The sequence below is a fragment of the Nonomuraea sp. NPDC048892 genome (assembly GCF_040649735.1).
In the GTDB taxonomy this organism is placed as follows: domain Bacteria; phylum Actinomycetota; class Actinomycetes; order Streptosporangiales; family Streptosporangiaceae; genus Nonomuraea; species Nonomuraea maheshkhaliensis.
This window is the reverse complement of sequence record NZ_JBEZFZ010000014.1, coordinates 114,136-136,190: the sequence shown is the minus strand read 5'-3', so window position 1 is coordinate 136,190 and position 22,055 is coordinate 114,136. Positions and strand designations below refer to the sequence as shown.

Annotated in this window: 22 protein-coding genes; 10 read left to right on the top strand and 12 right to left on the bottom strand. The window is 70.0% G+C overall.

Annotation, left to right across the window (positions count from 1 at the left end):
- The first annotated feature begins 16 nt into the window (after positions 1 to 16).
- From narI to AB0C28_RS36005, 3 genes are all read left to right on the top strand, one after another.
- On the top strand, positions 17 to 748 hold the full coding sequence (gene narI / locus AB0C28_RS36015; protein WP_357855528.1) for a respiratory nitrate reductase subunit gamma: 732 nt from the start codon (positions 17 to 19) through the stop codon (positions 746 to 748).
- A complete protein-coding gene (locus AB0C28_RS36010) occupies positions 745 to 1,365 on the top strand; it encodes a phosphotransferase (RefSeq protein WP_346113261.1) in 621 nt (206 codons plus the stop codon). The genes narI and AB0C28_RS36010 overlap by 4 nt, the downstream gene beginning before the upstream one ends.
- 125 nt (positions 1,366 to 1,490) lie before the next feature.
- Complete coding sequence (locus tag AB0C28_RS36005; protein ID WP_357854818.1) at positions 1,491 to 2,294, top strand: NAD(P)H-binding protein; 804 nt, start codon at positions 1,491 to 1,493, stop codon at positions 2,292 to 2,294.
- A gap of 87 nt (positions 2,295 to 2,381) precedes the next feature.
- On the opposite strand, the gene AB0C28_RS36000 is transcribed toward AB0C28_RS36005, so the two are convergent.
- The 5 genes from AB0C28_RS36000 to AB0C28_RS35980 all read right to left on the bottom strand — a co-directional run bounded on the left by AB0C28_RS36000 (position 2,382) and on the right by AB0C28_RS35980 (position 7,995).
- Positions 2,382 to 3,053 carry a phosphotransferase gene (locus AB0C28_RS36000; protein WP_358080136.1) on the bottom strand — a complete coding sequence of 224 codons (672 nt, stop codon included), beginning with the start codon at positions 3,051 to 3,053 and terminating at the stop codon, positions 2,382 to 2,384.
- A gap of 109 nt (positions 3,054 to 3,162) precedes the next feature.
- A complete protein-coding gene (locus AB0C28_RS35995; RefSeq protein ID WP_357854824.1) occupies positions 3,163 to 3,579 on the bottom strand; it encodes a DUF305 domain-containing protein in 417 nt (138 codons plus the stop codon).
- A 383-nt stretch (positions 3,580 to 3,962) separates the two neighbouring features.
- Entirely contained in the window at positions 3,963 to 4,808 is an 846-nt protein-coding gene (locus AB0C28_RS35990) for a DUF1996 domain-containing protein (RefSeq protein WP_357854827.1), read from the bottom strand.
- 531 nt (positions 4,809 to 5,339) lie between these two features.
- Positions 5,340 to 6,527, bottom strand: coding sequence for an RtcB family protein (locus tag AB0C28_RS35985; RefSeq protein WP_358080135.1), 1,188 nt, complete (start codon positions 6,525 to 6,527; stop codon positions 5,340 to 5,342).
- Positions 6,528 to 6,603: 76 nt separating this feature from the next.
- On the bottom strand, positions 6,604 to 7,995 hold the full coding sequence (locus tag AB0C28_RS35980) for a DHA2 family efflux MFS transporter permease subunit (protein WP_358080134.1): 1,392 nt from the start codon (positions 7,993 to 7,995) through the stop codon (positions 6,604 to 6,606).
- 119 nt (positions 7,996 to 8,114) lie between these two features.
- On the opposite strand from AB0C28_RS35980, the gene AB0C28_RS35975 reads away from it, so the two are divergent.
- The 3 genes from AB0C28_RS35975 to AB0C28_RS35965 all read left to right on the top strand — a co-directional run bounded on the left by AB0C28_RS35975 (position 8,115) and on the right by AB0C28_RS35965 (position 9,505).
- Positions 8,115 to 8,738: a TetR/AcrR family transcriptional regulator gene (locus tag AB0C28_RS35975; RefSeq protein WP_358080133.1), complete on the top strand. Its 624-nt coding sequence runs from the start codon at positions 8,115 to 8,117 to the stop codon at positions 8,736 to 8,738.
- A 92-nt stretch (positions 8,739 to 8,830) separates the two neighbouring features.
- Positions 8,831 to 9,073, top strand: a complete 243-nt coding sequence (locus AB0C28_RS35970; protein WP_357854838.1) for a hypothetical protein — start codon at positions 8,831 to 8,833, stop codon at positions 9,071 to 9,073.
- Between the two features lie 24 nt (positions 9,074 to 9,097).
- Positions 9,098 to 9,505 (top strand): hypothetical protein, encoded by a 408-nt coding sequence (locus AB0C28_RS35965; RefSeq protein ID WP_346113273.1) that lies wholly within the window; start codon positions 9,098 to 9,100, stop codon positions 9,503 to 9,505.
- Between the two features lie 94 nt (positions 9,506 to 9,599).
- On the opposite strand, the gene AB0C28_RS35960 is transcribed toward AB0C28_RS35965, so the two are convergent.
- The 7 genes from AB0C28_RS35960 to AB0C28_RS35930 form a co-directional block, all read right to left on the bottom strand.
- Entirely contained in the window at positions 9,600 to 10,778 is a 1,179-nt protein-coding gene (locus AB0C28_RS35960; RefSeq protein WP_358080132.1) for a CU044_5270 family protein, read from the bottom strand.
- The gene (locus AB0C28_RS35955; protein WP_357854844.1) at positions 10,775 to 11,416 is read right to left on the bottom strand and encodes an RNA polymerase sigma factor; all 642 of its coding nucleotides are present in this window, start codon (positions 11,414 to 11,416) and stop codon (positions 10,775 to 10,777) included. Before AB0C28_RS35955 ends, AB0C28_RS35960 begins: the two co-directional genes overlap by 4 nt.
- A 77-nt stretch (positions 11,417 to 11,493) precedes the next feature.
- On the bottom strand, positions 11,494 to 12,990 hold the full coding sequence (locus tag AB0C28_RS35950) for an ATP-binding protein (protein ID WP_358080183.1): 1,497 nt from the start codon (positions 12,988 to 12,990) through the stop codon (positions 11,494 to 11,496).
- A gap of 54 nt (positions 12,991 to 13,044) precedes the next feature.
- Positions 13,045 to 14,514 carry an ATP-binding protein gene (locus AB0C28_RS35945; RefSeq protein ID WP_357854847.1) on the bottom strand — a complete coding sequence of 490 codons (1,470 nt, stop codon included), beginning with the start codon at positions 14,512 to 14,514 and terminating at the stop codon, positions 13,045 to 13,047.
- A gap of 68 nt (positions 14,515 to 14,582) precedes the next feature.
- Entirely contained in the window at positions 14,583 to 15,323 is a 741-nt protein-coding gene (locus tag AB0C28_RS35940; protein ID WP_357854851.1) for a succinate dehydrogenase/fumarate reductase iron-sulfur subunit, read from the bottom strand.
- Entirely contained in the window at positions 15,320 to 17,245 is a 1,926-nt protein-coding gene (locus AB0C28_RS35935) for a fumarate reductase/succinate dehydrogenase flavoprotein subunit (RefSeq protein ID WP_357854854.1), read from the bottom strand. Before AB0C28_RS35935 ends, AB0C28_RS35940 begins: the two co-directional genes overlap by 4 nt.
- Positions 17,242 to 18,003, bottom strand: a complete 762-nt coding sequence (locus AB0C28_RS35930) for a succinate dehydrogenase cytochrome b subunit (RefSeq protein WP_357854856.1) — start codon at positions 18,001 to 18,003, stop codon at positions 17,242 to 17,244. Before AB0C28_RS35930 ends, AB0C28_RS35935 begins: the two co-directional genes overlap by 4 nt.
- Before the next feature lie 133 nt (positions 18,004 to 18,136).
- On the opposite strand from AB0C28_RS35930, the gene AB0C28_RS35925 reads away from it, so the two are divergent.
- From AB0C28_RS35925 to AB0C28_RS35910, 4 genes are read left to right on the top strand one after another with little or no spacing between them, the layout of a single operon-like run.
- The gene (locus AB0C28_RS35925; protein ID WP_358080131.1) at positions 18,137 to 19,114 is read left to right on the top strand and encodes a LysR substrate-binding domain-containing protein; all 978 of its coding nucleotides are present in this window, start codon (positions 18,137 to 18,139) and stop codon (positions 19,112 to 19,114) included.
- 30 nt (positions 19,115 to 19,144) lie between these two features.
- Complete coding sequence (locus AB0C28_RS35920) at positions 19,145 to 20,278, top strand: fused response regulator/phosphatase (RefSeq protein ID WP_358080130.1); 1,134 nt, start codon at positions 19,145 to 19,147, stop codon at positions 20,276 to 20,278.
- Positions 20,275 to 21,417, top strand: a complete 1,143-nt coding sequence (locus tag AB0C28_RS35915) for an ATP-binding protein (RefSeq protein WP_358080129.1) — start codon at positions 20,275 to 20,277, stop codon at positions 21,415 to 21,417. Before AB0C28_RS35920 ends, AB0C28_RS35915 begins: the two co-directional genes overlap by 4 nt.
- Positions 21,414 to 21,863: a response regulator gene (locus AB0C28_RS35910; RefSeq protein WP_358080128.1), complete on the top strand. Its 450-nt coding sequence runs from the start codon at positions 21,414 to 21,416 to the stop codon at positions 21,861 to 21,863. Before AB0C28_RS35915 ends, AB0C28_RS35910 begins: the two co-directional genes overlap by 4 nt.
- Positions 21,864 to 22,055 lie beyond the last annotated feature (192 nt).

Genomic DNA, 22,055 nt, shown 5'->3' with positions numbered 1-22,055 from the left:
CGACGGGCGGCCACCGATGAGCTGGGGCGAGGACATGTTGTGGACGGTCGCGCCGTACGTCACCCTGGTGATCTTCGTCGGCGGGCTGATCTGGCGGCACAAGTACGACAAGTTCGGCTGGACCACCCGCTCCTCCCAGCTCTACGAGAGCCCGCTGCTGCGCGTGGCCTCCCCGCTCTTCCACTACGGGCTGCTGTTCGTGATCGTCGGCCACGTGACCGGCCTGGTCATCCCGCTCGCCTGGACCGGCGCCGTCGGCGTGTCCAACGAGGCGTACCACGCCAACGCGGTCGTCTGGGGCGGCCTGGCGGGCCTGGCCACCCTGGCCGGGCTGGCCCTGCTGATCTACCGCCGCCGCACCAAGGGCCCCGTCTTCCTGGCGACCACGGTCAACGACAAGGTGATGTACGTGGTGCTGGCCGGCGCCATCGTCACGGGCACGGTGACCACGATCGCGGGGCTCGTACCCAGCGAGGTGAGCTATCGAACCACGGTCGCGCCCTGGTTTCGCGGCATCTTCACGCTACGTCCCGACGTGGTCGCGATGAGCCAGGCGAGCGGTCTTTACAAGGTGCACACCGTGGTGGGGATGATGCTGTTCCTCCTTTTCCCGTTCAGCCGCCTGGTGCACGCGCTTTCCGCCCCGTTGGGGTATTTGTTCCGTCCTTACATCGTGTATCGGAGCCGCTCGGATGGCGCGCCAAGGGGCCCGGGAGGCGTCCGGGTACGCCAGAATCGACCCTTGTGAAGCACGGGTACACCAACAGCACATTCGGCGACGGCGCCCTGGTCGTGAAGTGCTACCAGGGTCCCGAAGCGGCCTTTCGGCTGAGCACGGAGAGCCGCTATCTGCGCCGCCTGCGTGGCCGCCTGCCGGTCCCCCGCGTCCACCAGGTCACCTCGACCAGCCTGACCACCCGGTTCGTCGACGGCTCCCACGGTCAGGATCTCATCGACGAGGGGCGGGCGGCCGAGGTGTTCGCCGAGTGCGGACGGATGCTGGCCCGCATCCACCGGCTCGGCATCGTCCACGGCGACTACGGCCCGCAGAACATGCTGTTCCACCCGGCCACGATCGAGACGGCCGCGATCCTCGACTGGGAGTGGGCCCATCCCGGCCGGCCGGTCGAGGACCTGGCCTGGCTGGAGTGGATCGTCCGCAGCCACCATCCGGAGCAGGTGCCGCTGCTCTCCCACTTCTTCGCCGCGTACGGGGACGACGTTCCCGGCTGGCCGGAGCGCCAGGCGGCCATGGTGGCGCGCTGCCGCGACCTGCTCGACTTCTGCGCCCGCTGGGAGCCTGGGGGCGGCGGGGAGAAGCTGTGGCGCGAACGCCTCGACGCCACGGCGGCCTGGACGGAGTAACCCGAGCCTTCACCTTCCGGACCGAGCAGCCGGCAGCCCTCGACGCGTCCTGCCGGCGACCTTCCGGACCGAGCGGACCGCAGCCCTTGACCGATTCTGTCGGTGGCCTTTGCTTGACTACGGGCATGGCTCGCCAAGTGATTCTCGTGCTAGGCGCCACCGGCACCACCGGCCGCCGCGTGGCGGGGCAACTGCGGGCCGCAGGTCATCGCGTGCGGGCCGCCTCCAGGAGCGCTGAGACCCGGTTCGACTGGACCGACCCCGCCACTTGGCAGGCCGCCGTGTCCGGCGCGTCGGCGCTCTACCTGATGGCCCCCGACGGCACCCCGATCGATCCCGCGTTCGTGTCGCTGGCCGTCGAGCAGGGCGTCGAGCGCATCGTGCTGCTGTCCAGCGGCGGCATCGAGACCATGGGCGACGAGCGGCTGCTGTCCGCCGAGCGCACCGTCCGCGACAGCCCGGCCGCGTGGACGATCCTGCGGCCGAGCTGGTTCGACCAGAACTTCGACGAGGGCTTCCTGCGGCCCGCGATCATGGCGGGCGAGCTGGTGCTGCCGCTCGGCGACGTCGGGCAGGGCTTCGTCGACGCGGGCGACATCGCCGCCGTCGCCGCCACGGCCCTCACCGAGGACGGCCACGCCGGGCAGACCTACGAGCTCACCGGGCCGCGCTCACTGCCGTTCGAGGAGGCCGTGCAGATCATCGGCCGGGCCAGCGGCCGCGAGGTGCGCTACAAGGGCGGCGACGAAGACTACATCGCGGCCAACGGATTCTCGGGAGAGTCGATCCAGGCGACCAAGGCGTTCGCCGCCCTGCGCGCCCTCGGCGACCAGCCGGTGACCGAAACGGTGGCCCAGGTGACAGGACACCCACCCAAATCCTTCGAAACCTACGCCAAACAAGCCGCCACCAACGGCGCCTGGCGCTGACCAAGACCCGCATCCTGACCACCGCATGCGGCGCCGCCGGAACCTCGCGCGGCTGCGAACGTCTGGCGCTGACCAAGCCAGGACGGATCAGGAGGCCAGTTCACGCACCAGCGCCACCGCCTCGTCCAGGAGGCCGTGCTCCCGGTCGCTGAGCGTGCGGTTGGCGTCCCGGATCGCCTTCGCCTCGTCCAGGGGATCGCCCACGTCCAGGTCGTCCCCCAGCTCGGCCACCAGCGCGGCCAGCGCCGCGAGGGCCTCCTCCGGCCGGCCGAGCTCCTCGTCCACGGCCACCTGCGCGATGATCAGCGCCGACAGGGCACAGTCGAGCGCGGGCGGCCCAGACCGGGAGTTGGCCCAGTCGATCACCACCGGTCCCTGCGGGGCGAGCATCACGTTGTCGGGATGCAGGTCAAGATGCAGGACTCGATCACCCGGGTCGCCCGGCTCCATGGGCGGGATCTCGTGCAGCCGCCGCAGTAAGCCCGCCAGGATCCGGCCCACCTCCCCCGCGTCGGCCTTCCCCTCGGTGAACGCCTGCAGCAGGGTCGGCCCCCGTACCAGGCCCATCACCAGGTCGGTCGCGCGGCCCTCGCCGGGAAAGACCTCGGGGACGGGATAGCCGTGCGCGGCCACGTACACCATGACCGCCGACTCCCGACTGGCGTCGAGGTCGTACCGGTAGCGGCGCAGCACCCGGCCGCCGCCGATCGCGTACACGTCGGCACTGCGTCCGACCCCCAGCAGTTCCCCGATCCGCATACGGCCAACCTACGCGCCGACCCCGGCCACGCGCGGCCGAGCCAGACCGAAGCACCACGACCGAGCCAGGCTGACGCACCGCGGCGACCCGTCACGAAAGGGGCTCTGATCACCCGGCGACCCGGTCCAGCTCGGCCAGTTCGGTCGTGTGCACGCCTGCCATCGTCTTCGCCAGCTCACGCACCCGCGCCGAGCCACCGGCGTCACGCTCGCCGTTCGCCACCAGCACAAGCTGATTCAGGTACGCCCGCAGCAGCGAGGTGAAGCGCCGCTCGAAGGCGTCGCCACGCAGCCCGTCCAAGGCACGCAGCTCGTCGGCGGTGGGCATACCGGGCATGTCGTGCAGAGCATGAGGATTGTCCCCGGTAACCCCGGCCTCGGCGAGCAGCGCCCGCAACCGCCCGCGCCCCTTCTCATGCGCGGTGCCAAGCCGACCGGCCAGCCTGGTGAGCGGCTTCCCGGCCCGATCGGGAGCCAGTTCGAGCAGCGGCACGACCCGCCCGTGCAACGCCTCGGCAAGCTGCAACCAGGCCAGATCCGTCGGGCTGAACCCAGCGGCAGCACTCGCACCCGACCCCGCGGCGGCCGACCCCCCGGAGCCGGCCCCGTGCGAGCCGCGACCGTGAGAACCGGACGCCTGAGAACCGGACACAGCAGGAGCAGCAGGCACCGCAGCAGCCGGGCCCCGAGTTGGAGCAGAGCACCCCACGAGGGCAAAGCACGCAACCGCAACCACCACGAACGACATCAACCCACATCTCAGCACCGGAACCATCCCCAGGCGAAAGGCCCGGGCGAGCGGGAAGGGACGCCCGCCCGGGCAAGATCTACGACGGCCACACATCGGCGCCGACACGTGACGACCGGCCCTACGGCAGCCGCATGCCGACACCAGCTTGATGACCGGCCCTAGGACGGCCGCCCGTCAGCGCCACACTTGATGACCGGCCTGATGCAGTCACGCACCCGCCGCTCCATCTCCTCGACCGGCCAGGCGTTGAAGAAGTCGCCGTGCATCGTGAACCCGCCCCCGGACGCCAGCCGCAGCCGCGAAGGATCGCCGGTCACGGGGTAACGGATCACCTGCCGCAGCTTCGGCACCGGTACCGGATGGCTGCTCGGGCACTGCAGGCCCACCGGATAGGCCATGTGGCTCTTGTGGTCGGCCGAATCCAGGTCCCGGCCGTTCCAGCACTGCGGGAAGTCCAGGTACGACTCCAGCATCGTCCCGGACGGGCAGTTCACGAAATCCTTGGAAGGGGGCACGTGCCCGGCGTGCAGGCAGGACCACCGGGAGATCGTCGTGTTGTCGGGCCCGGTCGCCCTGGCGTTCCCGGCCACGATCCGCAGCCCGAGCGGCAGCGGCTGGGTCCTGGCGACGATGTCGTCACGCACGCCCTCGCCGAGGTAGTAGAACGTGATGATGGCCGGCTCCACGGGAGCGTTGTCGCGGTAGAGGGTCGGCACCCAGTACGACGACTTGTCCACGGCCGGGTTGCAGTTGGTCGCGCCCCGCTGCAGGTCGGCGAGCTGGGTGTGGGCGTTGGTGACCCGGCTGCCGAAGAAGCTGTGCATGTGCGAGGCCCCGGGCAGCCCGGGGAAGACGATCGGGTCGTCGGGCAGCCGGTGGCTGAACGGGCAGTCGGCGAGGAACTCCGCCACCCGTACGGGCTCGGCCGAGGCCGGCCCAGGCGCCACGGCGAACGTGGCGAACAGCACGGACAGCAGGGCGATCAGTCGTGAGACGGGTAACATGGCGGCTCCCTTGATCATCGGTGGACCCGTACGCGGTCGACGAACATCCGAAGCGGTGAAGGCGGACTCGCTCTGGCCGAGCAGGACGGCGCAGGCGGACAACGCGAACGTGCCGACGATCTGGCATTCGCCACGACAGCCAGGCAGCGCAGGGGTGAGCTCACGAGGTCTCCGTCAAACTGGGGGGGCTGGTTCGAGGGAGCGCTCCCTGAGAAGGAGCGTGCTCGCCTCCCCACCCGCTGTCAAGACGTCGGTTAACCCCGCCGAAACCTCCCGGAAGCGATCGAGCGCAGTCGCTCACCGCCAAACATCCGTACCACCAGCGATAACTCACCCTGGACGACGCGAACCCGCCTCACCCAGCCACCGCCAAGAAAACCTCGGAATCCGCCCGGCCTTGACTCCCCACTCGACCGCACCATCCCACCTCAGGGAGCGCTCTCTCATCTGAGTGGTCTCCCGCCACGGAGAAACCGATCAGGGGCCGGTCCGACGCTGTCGGACCGGCCCCCGCGAAGCTGGCGACCCCGGTCAGCCCTTGATGCAGATCACCTGGCGCAGGTGCGCGACCACCTGGACCAGGTCCGTCTGGGCCGCCATCACCGACTCCAGGTCCTTGTAGGCCCCCGGGATCTCGTCGATCACCCCGGAGTCCTTACGGCACTCCACCCCGGCCGTCTGCTCCTGCAGGTCCTTGACGGTGAACGTCTTCTTCGCCTTGTTCCTGCTCATCTTCCGCCCCGCCCCGTGCGAGGCGGAGTTGAAGGCCGCGCTGTTACCGAGGCCCTTGACGATGTAGGTGCCGGTGGCCATCGAGCCAGGGATGATGCCCAGGTCGCCGGAGCCGGCCCGGATCGCGCCCTTTCTGGTGACCAGCACGTCCACCCCGTCGTAGCGCTCCTCGGCGACGTAGTTGTGGTGGCAGGAGATCGTCTGCTCGAACGCGATGTTCGGCAGGTGGCGGCGCAGCACGTCGCAGACCAGGCCCATCATGACCGCACGGTTGCGCCGCGCGTAGTCCTGGGCCCAGAACAGGTCGCGCCGGTAGGCGTCCATCTCCGGCGTGCGGCCGAGGAAGACGGCCAGGTCGCGGTCCACCAGGCCCTTGTTGTGGGAGAGGCCGCGGGCCACCCCGATGTGGTGCTCCGCGAGCTCCTTGCCGATGTTGCGCGAGCCCGAGTGCAGCACGACCCACACCCAGCCCTCGTCGTCGGCGCACACCTCCAGGAAGTGGTTGCCGCCCCCGAGCGTGCCCATCTGCACCTCGGCGCGCTCGCGCCGCGCGTGGACGGCCGGCGCGAGGTCGTCGAAGTCCTTCCAGAACTCCGTCCACCCGGCCGTCTTCATCCCGTGCACGTTGCCCGGGTCGACCGGCCGCTTGTGGTGGCCGAACCCGACCGGCACCGCCTGCTCCAGCTTCCCGCGCAGGTAGGCCAGGTTGTCGGGGAGCTGCGAAGCCTTGTACGAGGTCTTCACCGCGGTCATCCCGCACCCGATGTCCACGCCGACCGCCGCCGGCGAGACCGCGTCCTTCATCGCGATGACCGAGCCCACCGTCGCGCCCTTGCCGTGGTGCACGTCCGGCATGACGGCGACACCGTGGACCCACTCGAGGTTCGCCACGTTACGCAGTTGCTGCATCGCCTGCGGATCGACCGTCTCGGGCTCCGCCCACATGCGCAGCGGCCGCCTGGTCCCGGTCACCTCGTTGTACGTCATCTTCGTATCGCCTCCTTCCGGTCGCGTCTGGAACATGATCTATCAGGCCAGAGTTCCTCTACCCTCCGCAAGCGAATTAGCGTGGTACGTCCGCTCGTTCCAGATCCGAAGGTACGGGCGCCGGCGCCACGGTCGTCCTGCCCGGGAGCAGCGGGACGAGGGCCAGGACTATCACCGTGGAGACGACGCCGACCCAGAAGACGCCACGCAGCCCGCTCATCGTGTCGGCCGCGCTCTGGACGACGAGGGTCACCAGGGCGACGCCGAGCGCCGCGCCGAGCTGGTTGAGCATGTAGAGGACGGAACTGCCCTGCGCCACCATGGGACCGGGCAGCGTACGGTACAGCGACCCCATGGTCGGCGCGCTGAAGCAACCACTGCCCAGGCCGAGCGTGAGCGCCGCCAGCGCCGGCCAGACCTCAGGCGTTCCCGGCCCGATCAGGGTCAGGGCGAACATGCTCAGGATCGCGACGACCGCCCCGCCGGCGGCCAGGCCGCGCGCGCCGATCCGGTCGGAGAGGCGTCCCGCCAGGGGCATGGCGATGGAGCCGCCGAGCCCGAGCGGAGCCATGAGCAGCCCGGCCGCCAGCACGCCGTGCCCGTGTGCCTGCTGGTAGTAGAGCGGCAGCGCGAACAGGCCGGAGAACAGGCCCATGCCGCCGAGCCCCATGATCGCGACGCTGCCGCTGAACCCCCGGTTGCGGAACAGCCGCAGGTCGATCAGCGGCGTCCGGCGCCGGCCCAGGGCGTGCACGGCGTACCCGGCGAGCAGGGCGATGCCCAGCCCCAGGGGCGTGAGCGCCTGCCAGACCGCGATCGTGCCCTGCTCGGCCGTCTGCGACAGCCCCAGCACCACGGCCGCGAACCCGGGGCCGAGCAGCGCCAGGCCCAGGACGTCCAGCCTGGACGGTCCCCGCGAGCCCGGCTCGTCGGCGGGGATCACCCGTACGGCGAGCACCAGCGCCACCACCCCGACGACCACGCTGATCGGGAACATCGCCCGCCACGTGAACGCCCCCAGGATCGCCCCGCCCGCGATCGGCCCGAGCACCGGCCCCAGCGACAGGACCACACCCATCAGCCCCATCACCCGCCCGGCCCGCCGCGGCCCCGCGGCCCTGGCCAGCAGGATGAGCACGAGCGGATCGAGCAGCCCGGCCCCGAGCCCCTGCACGGCGCGGAAGGCGATCAGGCTGCCTGCGTTCCAGGCCAGCCCCGCGGCCAGCGAACCGGCCAGGAACACCAGCAGCCCCGCGATCCACAGCCGCTTGCCGCCGAACCGGTCGACGGCCCAGGTGGTGAACGGGATGGTGGCGGTCACGGCCAGCAGGAACCCGGTGGAGGCCCAGCCGACCGTGCTCAGCGACGTGTCGAACGCCAGCACCAGGGTGTCGGTGGCGACGGCGGCCATCGTGCTGTTGAGGATGCCGAGCAGCCCACCGAGCAGGACCACGGCGATGATCCCCACCAGCCGACGACCCAGTCGGTCATCATTTATTGAACTCATTGGTTCAAGATAAGTACCTCGTGCGTTCGATCGCAACCCGGCGCGTCCATCTAGCTGAACCGGTGAGTACAATCGATGACGTGAGCAGCACCACCCGCGGACGGATCGACAAGCGCCAGGCGATCCTGGACGGCGCCTTCACCGTGTTCGCCAAGCAGGGGTATGCGCAGGCCGGCGTGCAGGACATCGCGCTTGAGGCGGGGGTGGCCAAGCCGACGGTCTACAACCACATGACCGATAAAGCCACCCTGTTCAGGCACGCCGTGGAGGCCGCCGCGATCGCCGCGCTCGACCAGCGCGTGGCCGCCCTGGCGCCACTGAGCGACCCGGGCGATGACCTGCCCGCCGCGCTGGAGGGCGTCGCGCTCGCGCTGCTCCGCCTGCACACCGACAGCCGATACTGCGCCCTGCGCCGCCTGCTCTACTCGGAGATCACCCACTTTCCCGACATCCTCGACATCGTCAAGGAGTACGGCCTCGACCGCCTCAACCACGCGCTGGCCGACCGCCTGGCCCGGCTCGCGCTGGCCGGCCGCCTGCGCACCACGGATCCCGATCTGGCGGCCGAGCAGTTCCTGGCTCTGATCCTGGGCCCCCTTGAGGCCCGCTCGCAGATGGGCACCCGGCAGTTGGAGGAGGCGGAGCTGGCGACGATCGCCCGTACGGCCGTGGAGACGTTCGCGCGCGCCTGGCTCACGACCTAGACCAAAAGCGCGCCCTAACCAACACGTATGGGAAATATCGCCGACAAGACCCCTTGTCGCTGTTAGTCAAGGGATATAGTCTGCCGCGTGTGGTGGAACGAGATGATTACGCGGCCATCCGCGACCGCATCATCGGCCTCTCCCGCCTCCACGGCCTGCGCCCCGACTGGGTGGAGACGACGAGGCGGCAGCGCTTCCTGCTGCTGTGGGACATCGGGGGCCGGGTCGCGGCCCGCGCGATCGTCCCGCTCTACCCAGGGGAGACGCCACAGCTCGTGGACTCACTCGAAGAAGGGCTGGCACACCTTTTCGGCGACGGCTGGCTGAAGGACTGAGCTGAAGGACTGACTGGAGCACCGATGACCGCAGACCGCGTGGACGTCCACGTCACCATGGCCGGCAGCCTGTGGCTGGCCCAGGTGGACGGCGTGGCCGGCGGCATGTCCGCCCGTACGCTCAAGGAGCTGCACGCCGACGTCGCCGAGGGGCTGCCGTTCCTGTTCGCCGACCGTCCTAGGCCGCCGGCCCCGGTCTACCACTACGCCCTGCCCGGCCTGTCGGAGCAGGACCTCGACGACTTCGCCGCCCTCCAGCGCCAGGCCGCCGCCATCGCCGAGGACTACACGCGGACGCTGAAGAAGCGGGTCAAACACATGCACGAGCTGGGGCTGTCGGACGGGGACATAGGCGAGCTGCTCGGGCTGACCAAGCAACGCATCCAGCAGATCCGTACGAACGCCAACGACGCGGCCCGCCAGAGCGGCTGACCACCCGGCCCACCGGGCGGCCTGCCAAGAGCGGACGCCCGCCCGGCAAGCCGCGCGATCGGGACGACGAGCCTCGCGGCCAGGGACGACGAGGTCAGGAGCCCTTCGGCGCCGCGTCCGTCCAGCCGGACCCGATCAGCACCTCCGACGTCCACACCGTGCCCGGCGCCAGCCCGGCCTGGAACGTGCCCGCCTTCACCACCACGTTCTCCCTGGCCAGCGCCCGCCCGGTCGCCTCGTCGAAGACCAGCCGCTTCTCGTCGATCCCGCCTCCGTGCGTCGGCTCCTCCACCGACACGGCCGTTCCCTGCCGCCCCTCGGCGTCGGTCACGTTCGCGGTCACCTTCGCCTCGTCGAGCTCGGCCAGCATGCGGAAGGCCGCGCCCCGGACCTCGGGCGTCACCGGCATGTCCATGATCAGCCCCATGCTGACCGTGAACAGCCACACGTCGCCCGACATCTCCTGGCTCTCCGCCTCGGTCCCGTGGCCCTCGTACGAGGCCATCAGCCACTTCTTCAGCCCGTCCGGATCGCTCGGCAGCCCGCGCAGGTCCTTCATGGTGACGTTCTTGCCGAGCCAGAACACCTTGTCACCGTCGGTCAGCGGGCTGCGTTCCGTCCTCGCCGGACGCGGGGAGGTGGACAGCGGGATGGCGCCGTACTTCTCCTTGCCCTGCCCCTTGCCCGGGATGACGGCCTGGAACGCGGACGGCGACCCCGCCCGCTCCCACGCCTGCCTGTCCTGCTCGGTGGCGGGCTCCGCGCCGAGCGACCGGCTGCGCGACCACTGCTCGCCGCCGACGGCACTGGGTGTCCAGCCCTCGGAACGGGTACGGTCCACGACCAGGTAGCCGCCGTCCTCGACCCGGTAGAGGTTCCGGCTCACCGACTCCCTGTGCCAGTAGGCGCCGCTGCCCTCGTCCTGCCGCGCCGCGTTCTCCGCCGCCGCCAGCAGCACCTCCTTGGCCGGCAACGCCACCCGGGGCGCGCTCGTCCGGGTGACACTCGCCGCGACGCCCGGGGTGCCCGGCGCGGGGGACGGGCTCGTGGGCACCGCGCCGTTCCCCGACACGACCACCACGGCCGCCGTCACGGCCGCCGCGGCCCCCGCCAGCCCCAGCCCCCAAGCCGGCCGTACGATTCTGCGCCTACGAGGCGCCTGACGGGGTCCCGACATCGCACGGGCCAGCTCCACGGCCCTGGTCGGCTCGTCCACCTGGCCGCCGTCCAGGTGCGCGGGCCTGGCCGCCCGAAGTTCGTCGATGGGGTTCATGACCACTCCTCGCTGAGGTTCCGCACGTGGGGCGTGGGCGATTCGCGCCGGACCGGCTCGCCGGCGTACGGCGCGCTCGAAGACGGCCCTCCGGAGTGCGGCTCGCCCGCCGCCGCCTCCCCCGAACCCGCCGACGACGCGGACTCCACGAGCTCCGCGGACTCCACCGCCTCGATGGCCTGTTTGAGCCGTTTGCGAGCCCGATGCAGCCGCACCCGGTACGCCGCCGTCGAGCACCCGATCACCCGCGCGGCCTCCTTGGGCGACAACCCGTGCCAGGCGACCAGGACGAGGATCTCCCGATCGTCCTCCCGCAGCGCGGCCAGCGCCCGCAGGACCGCCATCCGCTCGGTCACCTGGTCGGCCACGTCCCCCTCGGTCCACGCCTGGAGCTCGGCGGCCATGGCCTGCCTGCGCACCTCCGCGCGTACGTTGTCGCGCAGGACGTTGCGGGCGACGCCGAGCAGCCAGGGCAGCGCCGGGTCGGGCACGTCGTCAAGCCGCCGCCAGGCGATCGCGAACGTCTCACTGACCACCTCGTCCGCGACCTGCCGCCCGGCCCGACTGACGACGTAGGCCCAGACCCGTTGCCGGCATTCGTCGTACATGCCGGTGAACCGGTGCGCATCATCCGTCACCGCCCAGCCCCTTCGTTCGGAATGCGTTCTTCTGACACCAGGAAGTGGTCACATCCCGCCCGTTGTTACCGCCCGCCTCAGAAGAATCGGCGCGGCACCACCACGGGGTCCGCACCTTCGACCAGCGTAGGCACTCCCACCAGCAGCACGTCTCCTCTGCGCCGCGCCGCTTCGACGAGATCCGGCTGGAAACCCTCCAGGGAGAACAGCGCCAGGACGGCCGGCTCGGTGTCGTGCCCATGCCCGGCCAGCACCGTCTTCAGCCCGTCCAGGCGTTCCAGATCGGCCATGGTCCGCCGCGTGACGGTCGCCTTGGCCTCGCCGACGACCGTGATCTTCGCCCGCCCCGCCCTCTTGTCCAGCGCGACGACGTCGATCTCGTGCTTGGCCCGCCCCTTCTGGTCGTTGACGACGGTGGCCGCCACCAGACCGGCCTCTCCCCTGAACTCGGCCTGACCGCGCAGCCAGTCTCTGGCGCACTGCTCGAAGTGGGGCCCTAGGACGCGGGCCACGAAGGTCGGCCTCGACCGCTGCCAGGCTTGCGCCGACCGCCCCGTATCGACCAGATCGCGCTGCGGCACGGTGATGAGATTGTGGAAACGCACGATGGGATCCACGACGGTGATCACCGGGCGTCTCTCCCACAGGGGGTCGGTGTCGTACCGGAGGAATCCGGCGCTCGTCAGGGCCTCCAGCGGCCGGGCCAGCGCGGTGCGCGGCCGCTCCAGCAGCCCGCCGATCTTCGCCGGGCTGCTGGCCCCGCCGGCGACCGCGTTGATGATCGCGTAGTGCAGCGCGCTGCCGGTGAACTTGGGATCCTCGCGCAGCAGGTACTCGGCCTCGCTGCCGGAGAACAGCGCCTGCCGCGGATCGAGCACGGTGGCGGGCACCCACTCGTCCAGGTCCGCGACCGTACGAGGAGCGGGAACGCCGGCCAGGTTCCGGTAGCCGGGAGATCCCCCGAGGATCGCGTGCACCCGCACGGCGGCGGCCGGATCGCCGATGCCCCAGTGGCGGGCCGTCGTACCGAGATCGAACGGCGCCAGCCGCAGGTCGAGCGCTGCCCGGCCGCGCAGGGCCTTGGTCCCGGACAGCAGCTCGTTCATCACCGACATGGCAGACCCGCAGACGATCACGCGCCCGCCCGGCGCGCCCTCCCCCGCCTGGGACCGGTCGTAGAGCAGCTGCAACAGCCCCGGCAGCTCGGGAGAGTGGCCCATCCAGTACGGCAACTCGTCGATGACGAGCACCCCCGGCCGGCGGGAGGTGAGCTCGATCGCCGTCGTGAGCAGCTCCTCCCAGCTCGCATCGGCGATCATCCCCGACCCGACGCCCGCGTGTCGGGCGATGTCCCCCGCGAGCCGCCGTCGCGACGCCACGACCCCTTCCTCGGCGACGGCGGTCACGTAGAGACCACCGCTCGCCTCGGCGAGGGCACGCAGCACGAAACTCTTGCCCACCCTGCGCCGCCCGGACACGACACCCAGGCGGAGGTGCGGATCGGGATGCCGGACGAACTGCTCCAGCGCCTTCCACTCGGCATCCCTGGAGAGCACCCGCTGCGGCTTCTGCATCGACGTCACCTAATTAGTATGCTGCACAACATACTAATTAGGCCACATGAGTGCTCACTCCCCCGAGTACAGGCGCGACAGGTCGATCAGCTCCACATCCGCACGTGATCGCGCCACCTCCGTCAACCCTTCGGTGAACCCCGAGCGGGCGAACAGCAGCAGCTTGGGCGGCTGGGTCACCTGGGCGTCCGGCAACAGTTCACGCAGATGTTCCAGCCGCTGGAGCTGCGGGAGGTCCATGGGCGCAAGAGTGCCCTTGGCCTCTCCGATCGCCGTGATGCGGTCAGGAGCGGATGGACGGACCTCCGTCACCACCAGGTCGAGCTCATGTCCGCGTTTGTGGGTCCGGCACGAGACCTCGCTGGGCCGGACGGCACTCGCGATTCCGCCCAGCGTGTCGTCGGAAGCGTGCAGGAAGCTCCACTCACGGGCCAGGTCCTCGAAATGGGGGCCGTAGATCTTGGAGGCGACTGTGTCGGCGTTCGCCCGCCAGACCCGCGCCCCCCGCCCGGCCACCAGCTCGGGTTCTCGCCGCTGAGTGATGAGCTGATGGAGCCGGACGATCGGCTCGGCGATCTTGAACACGCTTCGTTTCTGCCGCAGCGCGTCGTCCACCTGCTCGATGAGCCCGATGCTCTGCAGGCCGGCGAACAGATGCGCCAGCGCGCCGACAGGCCGCCCGAGGGCGGCGGCGATCTCCGAGCGGCGGTGGCTTCCCGCGCTGATGGCCGCCAGCACTGCGGAGTAGGAGCTGGGATCGGAGATCGACGGCTCCTCGCGCAGCAGCAGCCCGCCTTCTCTGAACATCGCGGAGGCGGGGTTCAGCAGTCGCCTCTCGACCCATCGATCGAAGCCCTTGAGCGTGGCGGGCCCCGATCCGCCGCTCATCTCCAAGTACGCGGGCGTACCCCCGACCAGCGCGTTGACCCGGAAGGCCAGCTCGGGATCGTCGGTCAGCCCCCAGAAGGCGCTCGCGTCACGAAAGCCGAAAGGCCGCACGACCAGCTCCAGAACCGCCCGGCCTCGCAACGGAGCGCCACCGCCGAGAAGTTGCGTCATCGTCGTCAGAGCGCTTCCGCAGAGGATCATGCGGGTACGCGTGTGCTCCTTCGCGTGCCCGGTCGGGCTGAGCGCCTGTTGCAGGTACGACGGAAGCGCAGGCGTGGCCGACACGAGGTAGGGGAACTCGTCGATGATCACCGGCACGGCGCGCTCTTCACCCAGGCGGAGCAGTTCGTCGAGTGCCTCCCGCCAGTCGCGGAAGGGGACCGGCTGACGCATGCGGCGATGGGCGGCGAAGGCCGCGCCGAGATCGGCGAGGTTCTGCGCCTCTGTCTGCTGGGTCGCGGCGAAGATGAAGCCGCCGGTTTCCTGCGCCAGAAGTTCGAGCATGAGGGTCTTCCCCTGCCGGCGACGACCGTAGACGAGCCCCAAGGTGGCACCCGGCGTGGACGCCGTGCCGAACTCGGTGAGTTCCTCCCATTCGGTGTCGCGGCCGTACAGTCGCTCCGGTTTGCTGACCATCTGATCACCTGCGTTCAATAATGATGGGCGCAACTATGATAGTTGCGCCCATCATTCTGAACCGGCTCCTACTTGGCGTTGGCCTTCAGATAATCGCTGTTCATCTGGGCGATCGCGTCCAGCGGGATGCCCTTCGGGCACACCGCCGTGCACTCGCCCGTGTTGGTGCAGCCGCCGAAGCCCTCCGCGTCCATCTGGTCCACCATGGCCTTCGCGCGGGTGAGGCGTTCGGGCTGGCCCTGCGGGAGCAGGCTCAGGTGGGTGATCTTGGCGGCGGTGAAGAGGGATGCCGAGCCGTTCGGGCAGGCCGCCACGCAGGCGCCGCAGCCGATGCAGGTGGCCGCGTCGAAGGCCGCGTCCGCGTCCTCCTTGCGGACCGGGATGCTGTGGGCGTCGGGCGCGGAGCCGGCCGGGACCGAGACGAAGCCGCCCGCCTGGATGATCCGGTCGAACGCGCTGCGGTCCACCACCAGGTCCTTGACGACCGGGAACGGCGCCGCGCGCCACGGCTCGATGGTGATCTCGGCGCCGTCCTCGAAGTGGCGCATGTGGAGCTGGCACGTCGTGGTGGCGCGCTGCTCGCCGTGGGCCACGCCGTTGATGACCATGCCGCACATGCCGCAGATACCCTCGCGGCAGTCGTGGTCGAACGCGATCGGGTCGTCGCCCTCCAGGATGAGGCGCTCGTTGAGGACGTCGAGCATCTCCAGGAAGGACATGTCCGGGGAGACGTCCTCCACCTTGTACGTCACCATGCGTCCGGCGTCCGAGGGGCCGCTCTGCCGCCATACGCGCAGGGTCAGGTTCACTTGTAGCTCCGCTGGGTCATCTTGACGTACTCGTACTCGAGCGCTTCCTTGTGCAGCACCGGCCCGTCCTCGCCGCCGAACTCCCAGGCCGAGACGTGCGCGAAGTTCTCGTCGTCACGCAGGGCCTCGCCGTCGGCGTCCTGCGACTCGGCGCGGAAGTGGCCGCCGCAGGACTCGGTGCGGATGAGGGCGTCCAGGCACATGAGCTCGGCCAGGTCGAAGAAGTCGGCGACGCGGCCGGCCTTCTCCAGCACCTGGTTGAGCTCCTCGGCGGTGCCGCTCACCTTGACGTTCTGCCAGAACTCCTCGCGCAGCTCGGGGATGCGCTCCAGCGCCTTGCGCAGCGACTCCTCGGTGCGCTCCATGCCGCAGTAGTCCCACATGAGCTTGCCCAGCTCACGGTGGAAGGAGTCGGGCGTGCGGGTGCCGTTCACGGACAAAAGGCGGTCGATCTTGGTGCGGACCTTGATCTCGGCCTGCGCGACGGCCTCCTCGTCCACGTCGCCGAACGGGCCCGCGGCCAGGTAGTCGCCGATGGTGGTCGGAAGCACGAAATATCCGTCGGCCAGGCCCTGCATCAGCGCCGACGCGCCGAGCCGGTTGGCGCCGTGGTCGGAGAAGTTGGCCTCGCCGACGACGAACAGGCCGGGGATCGTGGACTGCAGGTCGTAGTCGACCCACAGCCCGCCCATCGTGTAGTGGACGGCGGGGTAGATGCGCATCGGCACGTCGTACGGGTTCTCGCCCGTGATGCGCTCGTACATCTCGAACAGGTTGCCGTACTTCTTCTCGACCGCGTCCCGGCCGAGGCGGTTGATGGCGTCCCTGAAGTCGAGGTAGACCCCGAGCCCGCCGGGGCCGACGCCGCGGCCCTCGTCGCAGACGTTCTTGGCGGCGCGGGAGGCGATGTCGCGCGGCACCAGGTTGCCGAAGGCCGGGTAGATGCGCTCCAGGTAGTAGTCGCGCTCCTCCTCCGGGATGTCGCCGGGGGCGCGCTCGTCGTTCTTGCGCAGCGGCACCCACACCCGGCCGTCGTTGCGCAGCGACTCGGACATGAGCGTGAGCTTGGACTGGTACTCGCCCGAGACGGGGATGCAGGTCGGGTGGATCTGCGTGTAGCAGGGGTTGGCGAAGTACGCGCCGCGCTCGTGGGCCCGCCAGATGGCGGTGGTGTTGCAGCCTTTGGCGTTCGTGGACAGGAAGAACACGTTCCCGTAGCCGCCGGTGGCCAGCACCACGGCGTCGGCCAGGTGGCGCTCGATCTCGCCGGTGACCATGTCGCGCACGATGATGCCGCGCGCCCGCCCGTCGGCCACGATCAGGTCGAGCATCTCGTGCCGCGTGTGCATCTCGACGGTCCCGGCCGCGATCTGCCGCTCCAGCGCCTGGTACGCGCCCAGCAGCAGCTGCTGCCCCGTCTGGCCGCGGGCGTAGAACGTACGGGAGACCTGGGCGCCGCCGAAGGAGCGGGTGTCGAGCAGGCCGCCGTACTCGCGGGCGAACGGCACGCCCTGCGCCACGGCCTGGTCGATGATGTTCACCGAGACCTGGGCCAGGCGGTAGACGTTCGACTCGCGGGCGCGGAAGTCGCCGCCCTTCACGGTGTCGTAGAACAGGCGGTAGATGCTGTCGCCGTCGCCGCGGTAGTTCTTGGCGGCGTTGATGCCGCCCTGCGCGGCGATGGAGTGGGCGCGGCGCGGCGTGTCCTGGTAGCAGAACGACTTGACGTTGTAGCCCAGCTCGCCCAGGGTCGCCGCGGCCGAGCCGCCCGCCAGGCCGGTGCCGACGACGATCACGTTGAGCTTGCGCTTGTTGGCCGGGTTGACCAGCTTGGCGCTGAACTTGCGCTTCTCCCAGCGCTCCTCGATGGGCCCGGCGGGAGCCTTGGTGTCCCTGATCTCGGAGCCTTCGGTGTACTTCACTTGACAACTCCGAACGTGATCGCGAGGGGCGGGGCCAGGAAGCCGATGACCAGGACCGCGGAGACCAGGGCGGCCGACACGCGGAGCAGGCGGTAGCGGCCGTGGCCGGCCCAGCCGAGGGTCTGGAAGGCGCTCCAGAGGCCGTGCCGCAGGTGCAGGCCGACCATGACGACGGCGACGACGTAGATGAGCGTCACCCACCACCGGGAAGCGTCGAAGCCGGCGATCATCCGGTCGGCGGGGGCCGAGTCGAAGCCCTTCGGGTTCACCACGCCGAAGGTCAGGTCGAGCAGGTGCCAGACCAGGAACAGCACGATCGTCACGCCGCCCCAGCGCATGATGTGCGTGGTGTAGCCGCCGGCCTGCGACTTCTTGGCCACGTACTTGACCGGCCTGGCCTTGCCCGCGCGGCGGGACAGCGAGATCGCGGCCCATATGTGAAGAACGACCGACACCACGAGAACGATCTCCACGAGCGTCAGCAGCGTGCGGTACGGAGCCAGCGGCTCAAGCAGCGTGCGCAGCGCGTGGGCGTAGTCGTTGAAGGACTCGCGGCCGAAGAAGATCTTGAGGTTGCCGAGCATGTGGCCGAGAAGAAAGAGCACCATCACGGCGCCCGTGACGGCCATGACGACTTTCTTGCCGTTCGAGGAGCCCAGGAACCCGCCCGGCTTCTTCCTCTTCGGGGCCTTGGCCGGGGCCTTATGGGAGGGGGTAACAGACGCGGTGGCGGCACCGCGCTCTATCGTGGCAGTCACGTCTTCGACGCTAGGTATCCAGCATTGATCCGTCCAAGTCATGACGGATCTGGTTTCGATAGCCACGGGCTATGATGAGGCAAGGCGCGGCTTTTATCGCCGGCTTACACCGGGCTGGTGCGAGGAAAATCACATGCAGTTTCAGCAGCTCGCGTACTTCGTCGCGGTGGCGGAGGCCAGGCACTTCACCCAGGCGGCCGAGCGCATGCGGGTCGCGCAGCCGTCGCTGAGCAAGCAGATCAAGGCGCTGGAGGCCGATCTCGGCGCGCCCCTGTTCTCGCGGGCGCGCGGCAACGTGACGCTGACCGCGGCCGGCGAGGCGCTGCTGCCGCTGGCCCGCCGGATCCTGGCCGACGCCGACACCGCCAGGCAGGAGGTGGCCGAGCTGGCGGGGCTGCGCCGGGGCCGGGTGCGGCTGGGGGCCACGCCCTCGCTGTGCGCGGGGCTGCTGGCCGACGCGCTGGCCCGCTTCCATCGCGCGTACCCCGGGATCGAGCTGCTGGTGGAGGAGGGCGGCTCGCGCGACCTGATCAGGGCGCTGGCCAGGGGGCAGCTCGACCTGTCGCTGATCATCATGCCGCTGCAGAGCGACGATCCCTCGCTGGTGACCGAGGAGATCCTGCGCGAGAACCTCGTCGTCGTCTCCCCGTCCCACGCGCAGATCAAGGGCCCCTACGTGCGGATCGAGGACCTGCGCGGCCGGGCGATGGTGATGTTCAGGCGCGGCTACGACGTGCGCGAGGCGACACTGGCGGCCTGCCGGCAGGCGGGCTTCGAGCCCCGGTTCGCGGTGCAGGGCGGGGAGATGGACGCCGTGCTGCGGTTCGTGGAGGCTGGCCTGGGCGTGGCCGTGGTGCCGTCGATGGTGCTCGACGGCCGGCCCGGCCTGCTGGGCACGCCGCTCGCGCCGCCGGGGCTCAGCCGGACGATCGCGCTGGCCCACCGCAAGGACGTCGAGCCGACCAGGGCGGCGCAGGCGTTCAGGGAGACCCTGCTCTCCTTCGTCCTGGAAGCCGATCACGAGGGGACGCTTCCGCAGGGAGTCGAACTCATCGCGCAAGCCGGTCACGAGAGCACGCTTCCACAACGGACCGAAATCATCGCAGAATGAGCACCAGGCGGTTCTACCCGGAGAGGCTTTTTGACGGCGAACCTTTCTCAGACGCTCACACTGCTCCTCATCGAGGACGACGACGGCGACGCCTTCCTCGTCGAGGAGCTGCTCAACCAGGTCCTGGCACCGCCGCGCATCTTCAGGGCACGCAGTCTGCGCGAGGCCAAGGAGCTGCTGACCCCCCAGATCCAGTGCGTGCTCGTCGACCTCTCCCTGCCCGACGCCAGCCGGCTGGAGGCGCTGGAGGAGGTGCTGGCGCTGGCGCCGCACACGGCGGTGCTGGTGCTCACCGGGCTGAGGGACGTGCACGTCGGCGTCTCGGCGGTGCAGTCGGGAGCCCAGGACTACCTGGTCAAGGGCGACGTGGACGCCCGGCTGCTGGCCAGGTCCATCCGGTACGCGATGGAGCGCAAGCGCGCCGACCTGGCCCAGCTCAAACTCGTCCAGGCCGAGCTGACAGCCCAGGAGAACGCGCGGCTGGAGAGCGCCCTGCTGCCCAGCCCGCTGCTGCGCTCGGCCGCCATCGAACACGTCACCCGCTACCTGCCGGGCAGCGGCGGCACGCTGGCCGGCGACTTCTTCGACACCGTGCAGACGCCGGACGGCTCGGTGCACCTGGTGATCGGCGACGTGTGCGGCCACGGCCCCGACGAGGCCGCGCTCGGCGTGGCGCTGCGCATCGCCTGGCGCACGCTGGTCCTGGCCGGGCAGCCGGACGACACGCTGCTGCGTACGCTCGACACCCTGCTGCGGGCCGAGCGCAAGGCCCCCGAGATCTTCACCACGCTGTGCACGGCCACGATCAGCCCCGACCTGAGCCACGCCACGATGCGCGTGGTCGGCCATCCGCCGCCGCTGCTGGTGCGCGACGGTGAGGTGCGGGTGGTGACCGAGGCGCCTTCCGGCCCGCCGCTCGGCATCTTCGCCGACGCGGAGTGGGCGGTCATCGACGTCCCGCTGGGCGCGGAGTGGTCGATGATGCTCTACACCGACGGCCTGATCGAGGCCGCCGTGGGCGAGCCCAGCCGGCTGCTCGGCGTGGAGGGCCTGCTCGACCTGGTACGCGACCACGGCGCCATCGACCTCGACCGGCTCATCACCCACGTGGGCCGGCTGAGCGACGACCTGGCCGTGGTCATGGTGCGGAGGAGGAGAACATGACGATCCATCCCCTTCCTCCTCCCAAGGAGCCGATCGGCCTGGGCCGGGTGCCGGTCGCCCGCTGGTTCCTGGCCACCGGGACGGTGGCCGGCCTCACGTTCGCCGCCGGGGTCGTCATCGTCATGACGATGACCGCGAGGACCGCCGAGCTGAACCCGCGCCCCGAGGCGGCCGCGCAGGTCGAGCGGCTGACCGTGGCGCTGATCGTAGTCTTCGCGCTCCTGCTGGCCTGCGGCGCTGGGCTGGCCGTGATCGTGCGCTACGCCGTGCTCAAACCCATCGACCAGCTCACCGAGCAGGTCCGTACGGTCGCCGCCGGCGACTTCGACCACGACCTGCACGTGGACAGGCCCCTTGAGCTGGCCGAGCTGTCCAGCCACATCGACTCCATGCGCGCCCGCGTCGTCTCGGCCTGGCGGACGGCCGCCGACCAGACCGAGGAGCTGCGCCGGTCCAACAGCGAGCTGGAGCAGTTCGCGTACGTGGCCAGCCACGACCTCCAGGAGCCGCTGCGCAAGGTGGCGAGCTTCACGCAGATGCTGGAGCAGCGTTACGGCGACCAGCTCGACGAGCGGGCCAGGCAGTACATCCACTACGCGGTGGACGGCGCCAAGCGCATGCAGCTGCTGATCAACGACCTGCTCGACTTCTCCCGCGTCGGCCGGGTCACCGGCGAGAAGACCGAGACCGACACGGGCGCGGCGCTGGACCGGGCGCTGGACAACCTGTCCGCCACGATCGAGGACACCGGCGCCGTCGTCACGCGCGACGAGCTGCCCCGCGTCCTCGGCAACCAGCTGCAGCTCACGCAGCTCTTCCAGAACCTCATCGAGAACGCCGTCAAGTTCCGCGCCGACGACCCGCCACGCGTGCACATCGGGGTCAGGCGCGACGGCGACCAGTGGGAGTTCAGCTGCTCCGACAACGGCATCGGGGTCGAGCCCAAGTACGCCGACCGCATCTTCCTCATCTTCCAGCGGCTGCATCCGCGAGACGTCTATCCGGGAACCGGCATCGGGCTGGCGCTCTGCCGCAAGATCGTCGAGTATCACGGGGGAACGCTGTGGCTGGACGGGAACGACGGCGGGGGCGGCGCGACGTTCCGGTGGACGCTGCCCGCCACGGGAGCCGAGCGATGAAGGGCTGGCGGCCGATCGAGGTGCTCCTGGTGGAGGACGACCAGGGCGACATCCTGCTCACCAGGGAGGCCTTCGACCTCAACAAGGTGCACAACCGGCTCAACGTGGTCAACGACGGCGAGCAGGCGATGGCCTACCTGCGCCGCGAGGGCGAGTTCGCCGGCGCGCCGCGCCCCGACCTGGTGCTGCTCGACCTCAATCTGCCCAGGATGAGCGGCATGGAGGTGCTGGAGGAGGTGAAGGCCGACGCCGAGTTACGTACGATCCCGGTGGTGATCCTGACGACGTCCGAGGCGGAGGAGGACATCCTCCGCAGCTACCGGTTACACGCGAACGCATATGTCGCGAAACCCGTCGACTTCGAGCAATTTATTCGCGTTGTCCGGCAAATCGATAACTTTTTCGTGACAGTGGTGAAGTTACCGCCCCTCGAACAGCCCCTCTGACGGGCTACGTGACAGGAATCACAGCTAGTCATCGAAAAAGTGAGTGACCCCGCTCACAAATGTCGATCCTGTCGTCGTAACGTATCCCCCACCAACGCGCGCGCCCGAGCGGATCCCGCCCTGAGAGCGCGCCCAGTGAATCGAAACCACGGACCCCCTGCGCTAAGGGTCCGCGGGAGGTGGAGAGGTCCG

What these genes read in the sequence shown, in the direction of transcription:
- narI (WP_357855528.1), top strand. Translation starts at nt 17, where the DNA reads ATGAGCTGGGGCGAGGACATGTTGTGGACGGTCGCGCCGTACGTCACC.
- AB0C28_RS36005 (WP_357854818.1), top strand. Translation starts at nt 1,491, where the DNA reads ATGGCTCGCCAAGTGATTCTCGTGCTAGGCGCCACCGGCACCACCGGC.
- AB0C28_RS36000 (WP_358080136.1), bottom strand. Translation starts at nt 3,053, where the DNA reads ATGCGGATCGGGGAACTGCTGGGGGTCGGACGCAGTGCCGACGTGTAC.
- AB0C28_RS35990 (WP_357854827.1), bottom strand. Translation starts at nt 4,808, where the DNA reads ATGTTACCCGTCTCACGACTGATCGCCCTGCTGTCCGTGCTGTTCGCC.
- AB0C28_RS35985 (WP_358080135.1), bottom strand. Translation starts at nt 6,527, where the DNA reads ATGACGTACAACGAGGTGACCGGGACCAGGCGGCCGCTGCGCATGTGG.
- AB0C28_RS35965 (WP_346113273.1), top strand. Translation starts at nt 9,098, where the DNA reads ATGACCGCAGACCGCGTGGACGTCCACGTCACCATGGCCGGCAGCCTG.
- AB0C28_RS35960 (WP_358080132.1), bottom strand. Translation starts at nt 10,778, where the DNA reads ATGAACCCCATCGACGAACTTCGGGCGGCCAGGCCCGCGCACCTGGAC.
- AB0C28_RS35950 (WP_358080183.1), bottom strand. Translation starts at nt 12,990, where the DNA reads ATGCAGAAGCCGCAGCGGGTGCTCTCCAGGGATGCCGAGTGGAAGGCG.
- AB0C28_RS35945 (WP_357854847.1), bottom strand. Translation starts at nt 14,514, where the DNA reads ATGGTCAGCAAACCGGAGCGACTGTACGGCCGCGACACCGAATGGGAG.
- AB0C28_RS35925 (WP_358080131.1), top strand. Translation starts at nt 18,137, where the DNA reads ATGCAGTTTCAGCAGCTCGCGTACTTCGTCGCGGTGGCGGAGGCCAGG.
- AB0C28_RS35915 (WP_358080129.1), top strand. Translation starts at nt 20,275, where the DNA reads ATGACGATCCATCCCCTTCCTCCTCCCAAGGAGCCGATCGGCCTGGGC.
- AB0C28_RS35910 (WP_358080128.1), top strand. Translation starts at nt 21,414, where the DNA reads ATGAAGGGCTGGCGGCCGATCGAGGTGCTCCTGGTGGAGGACGACCAG.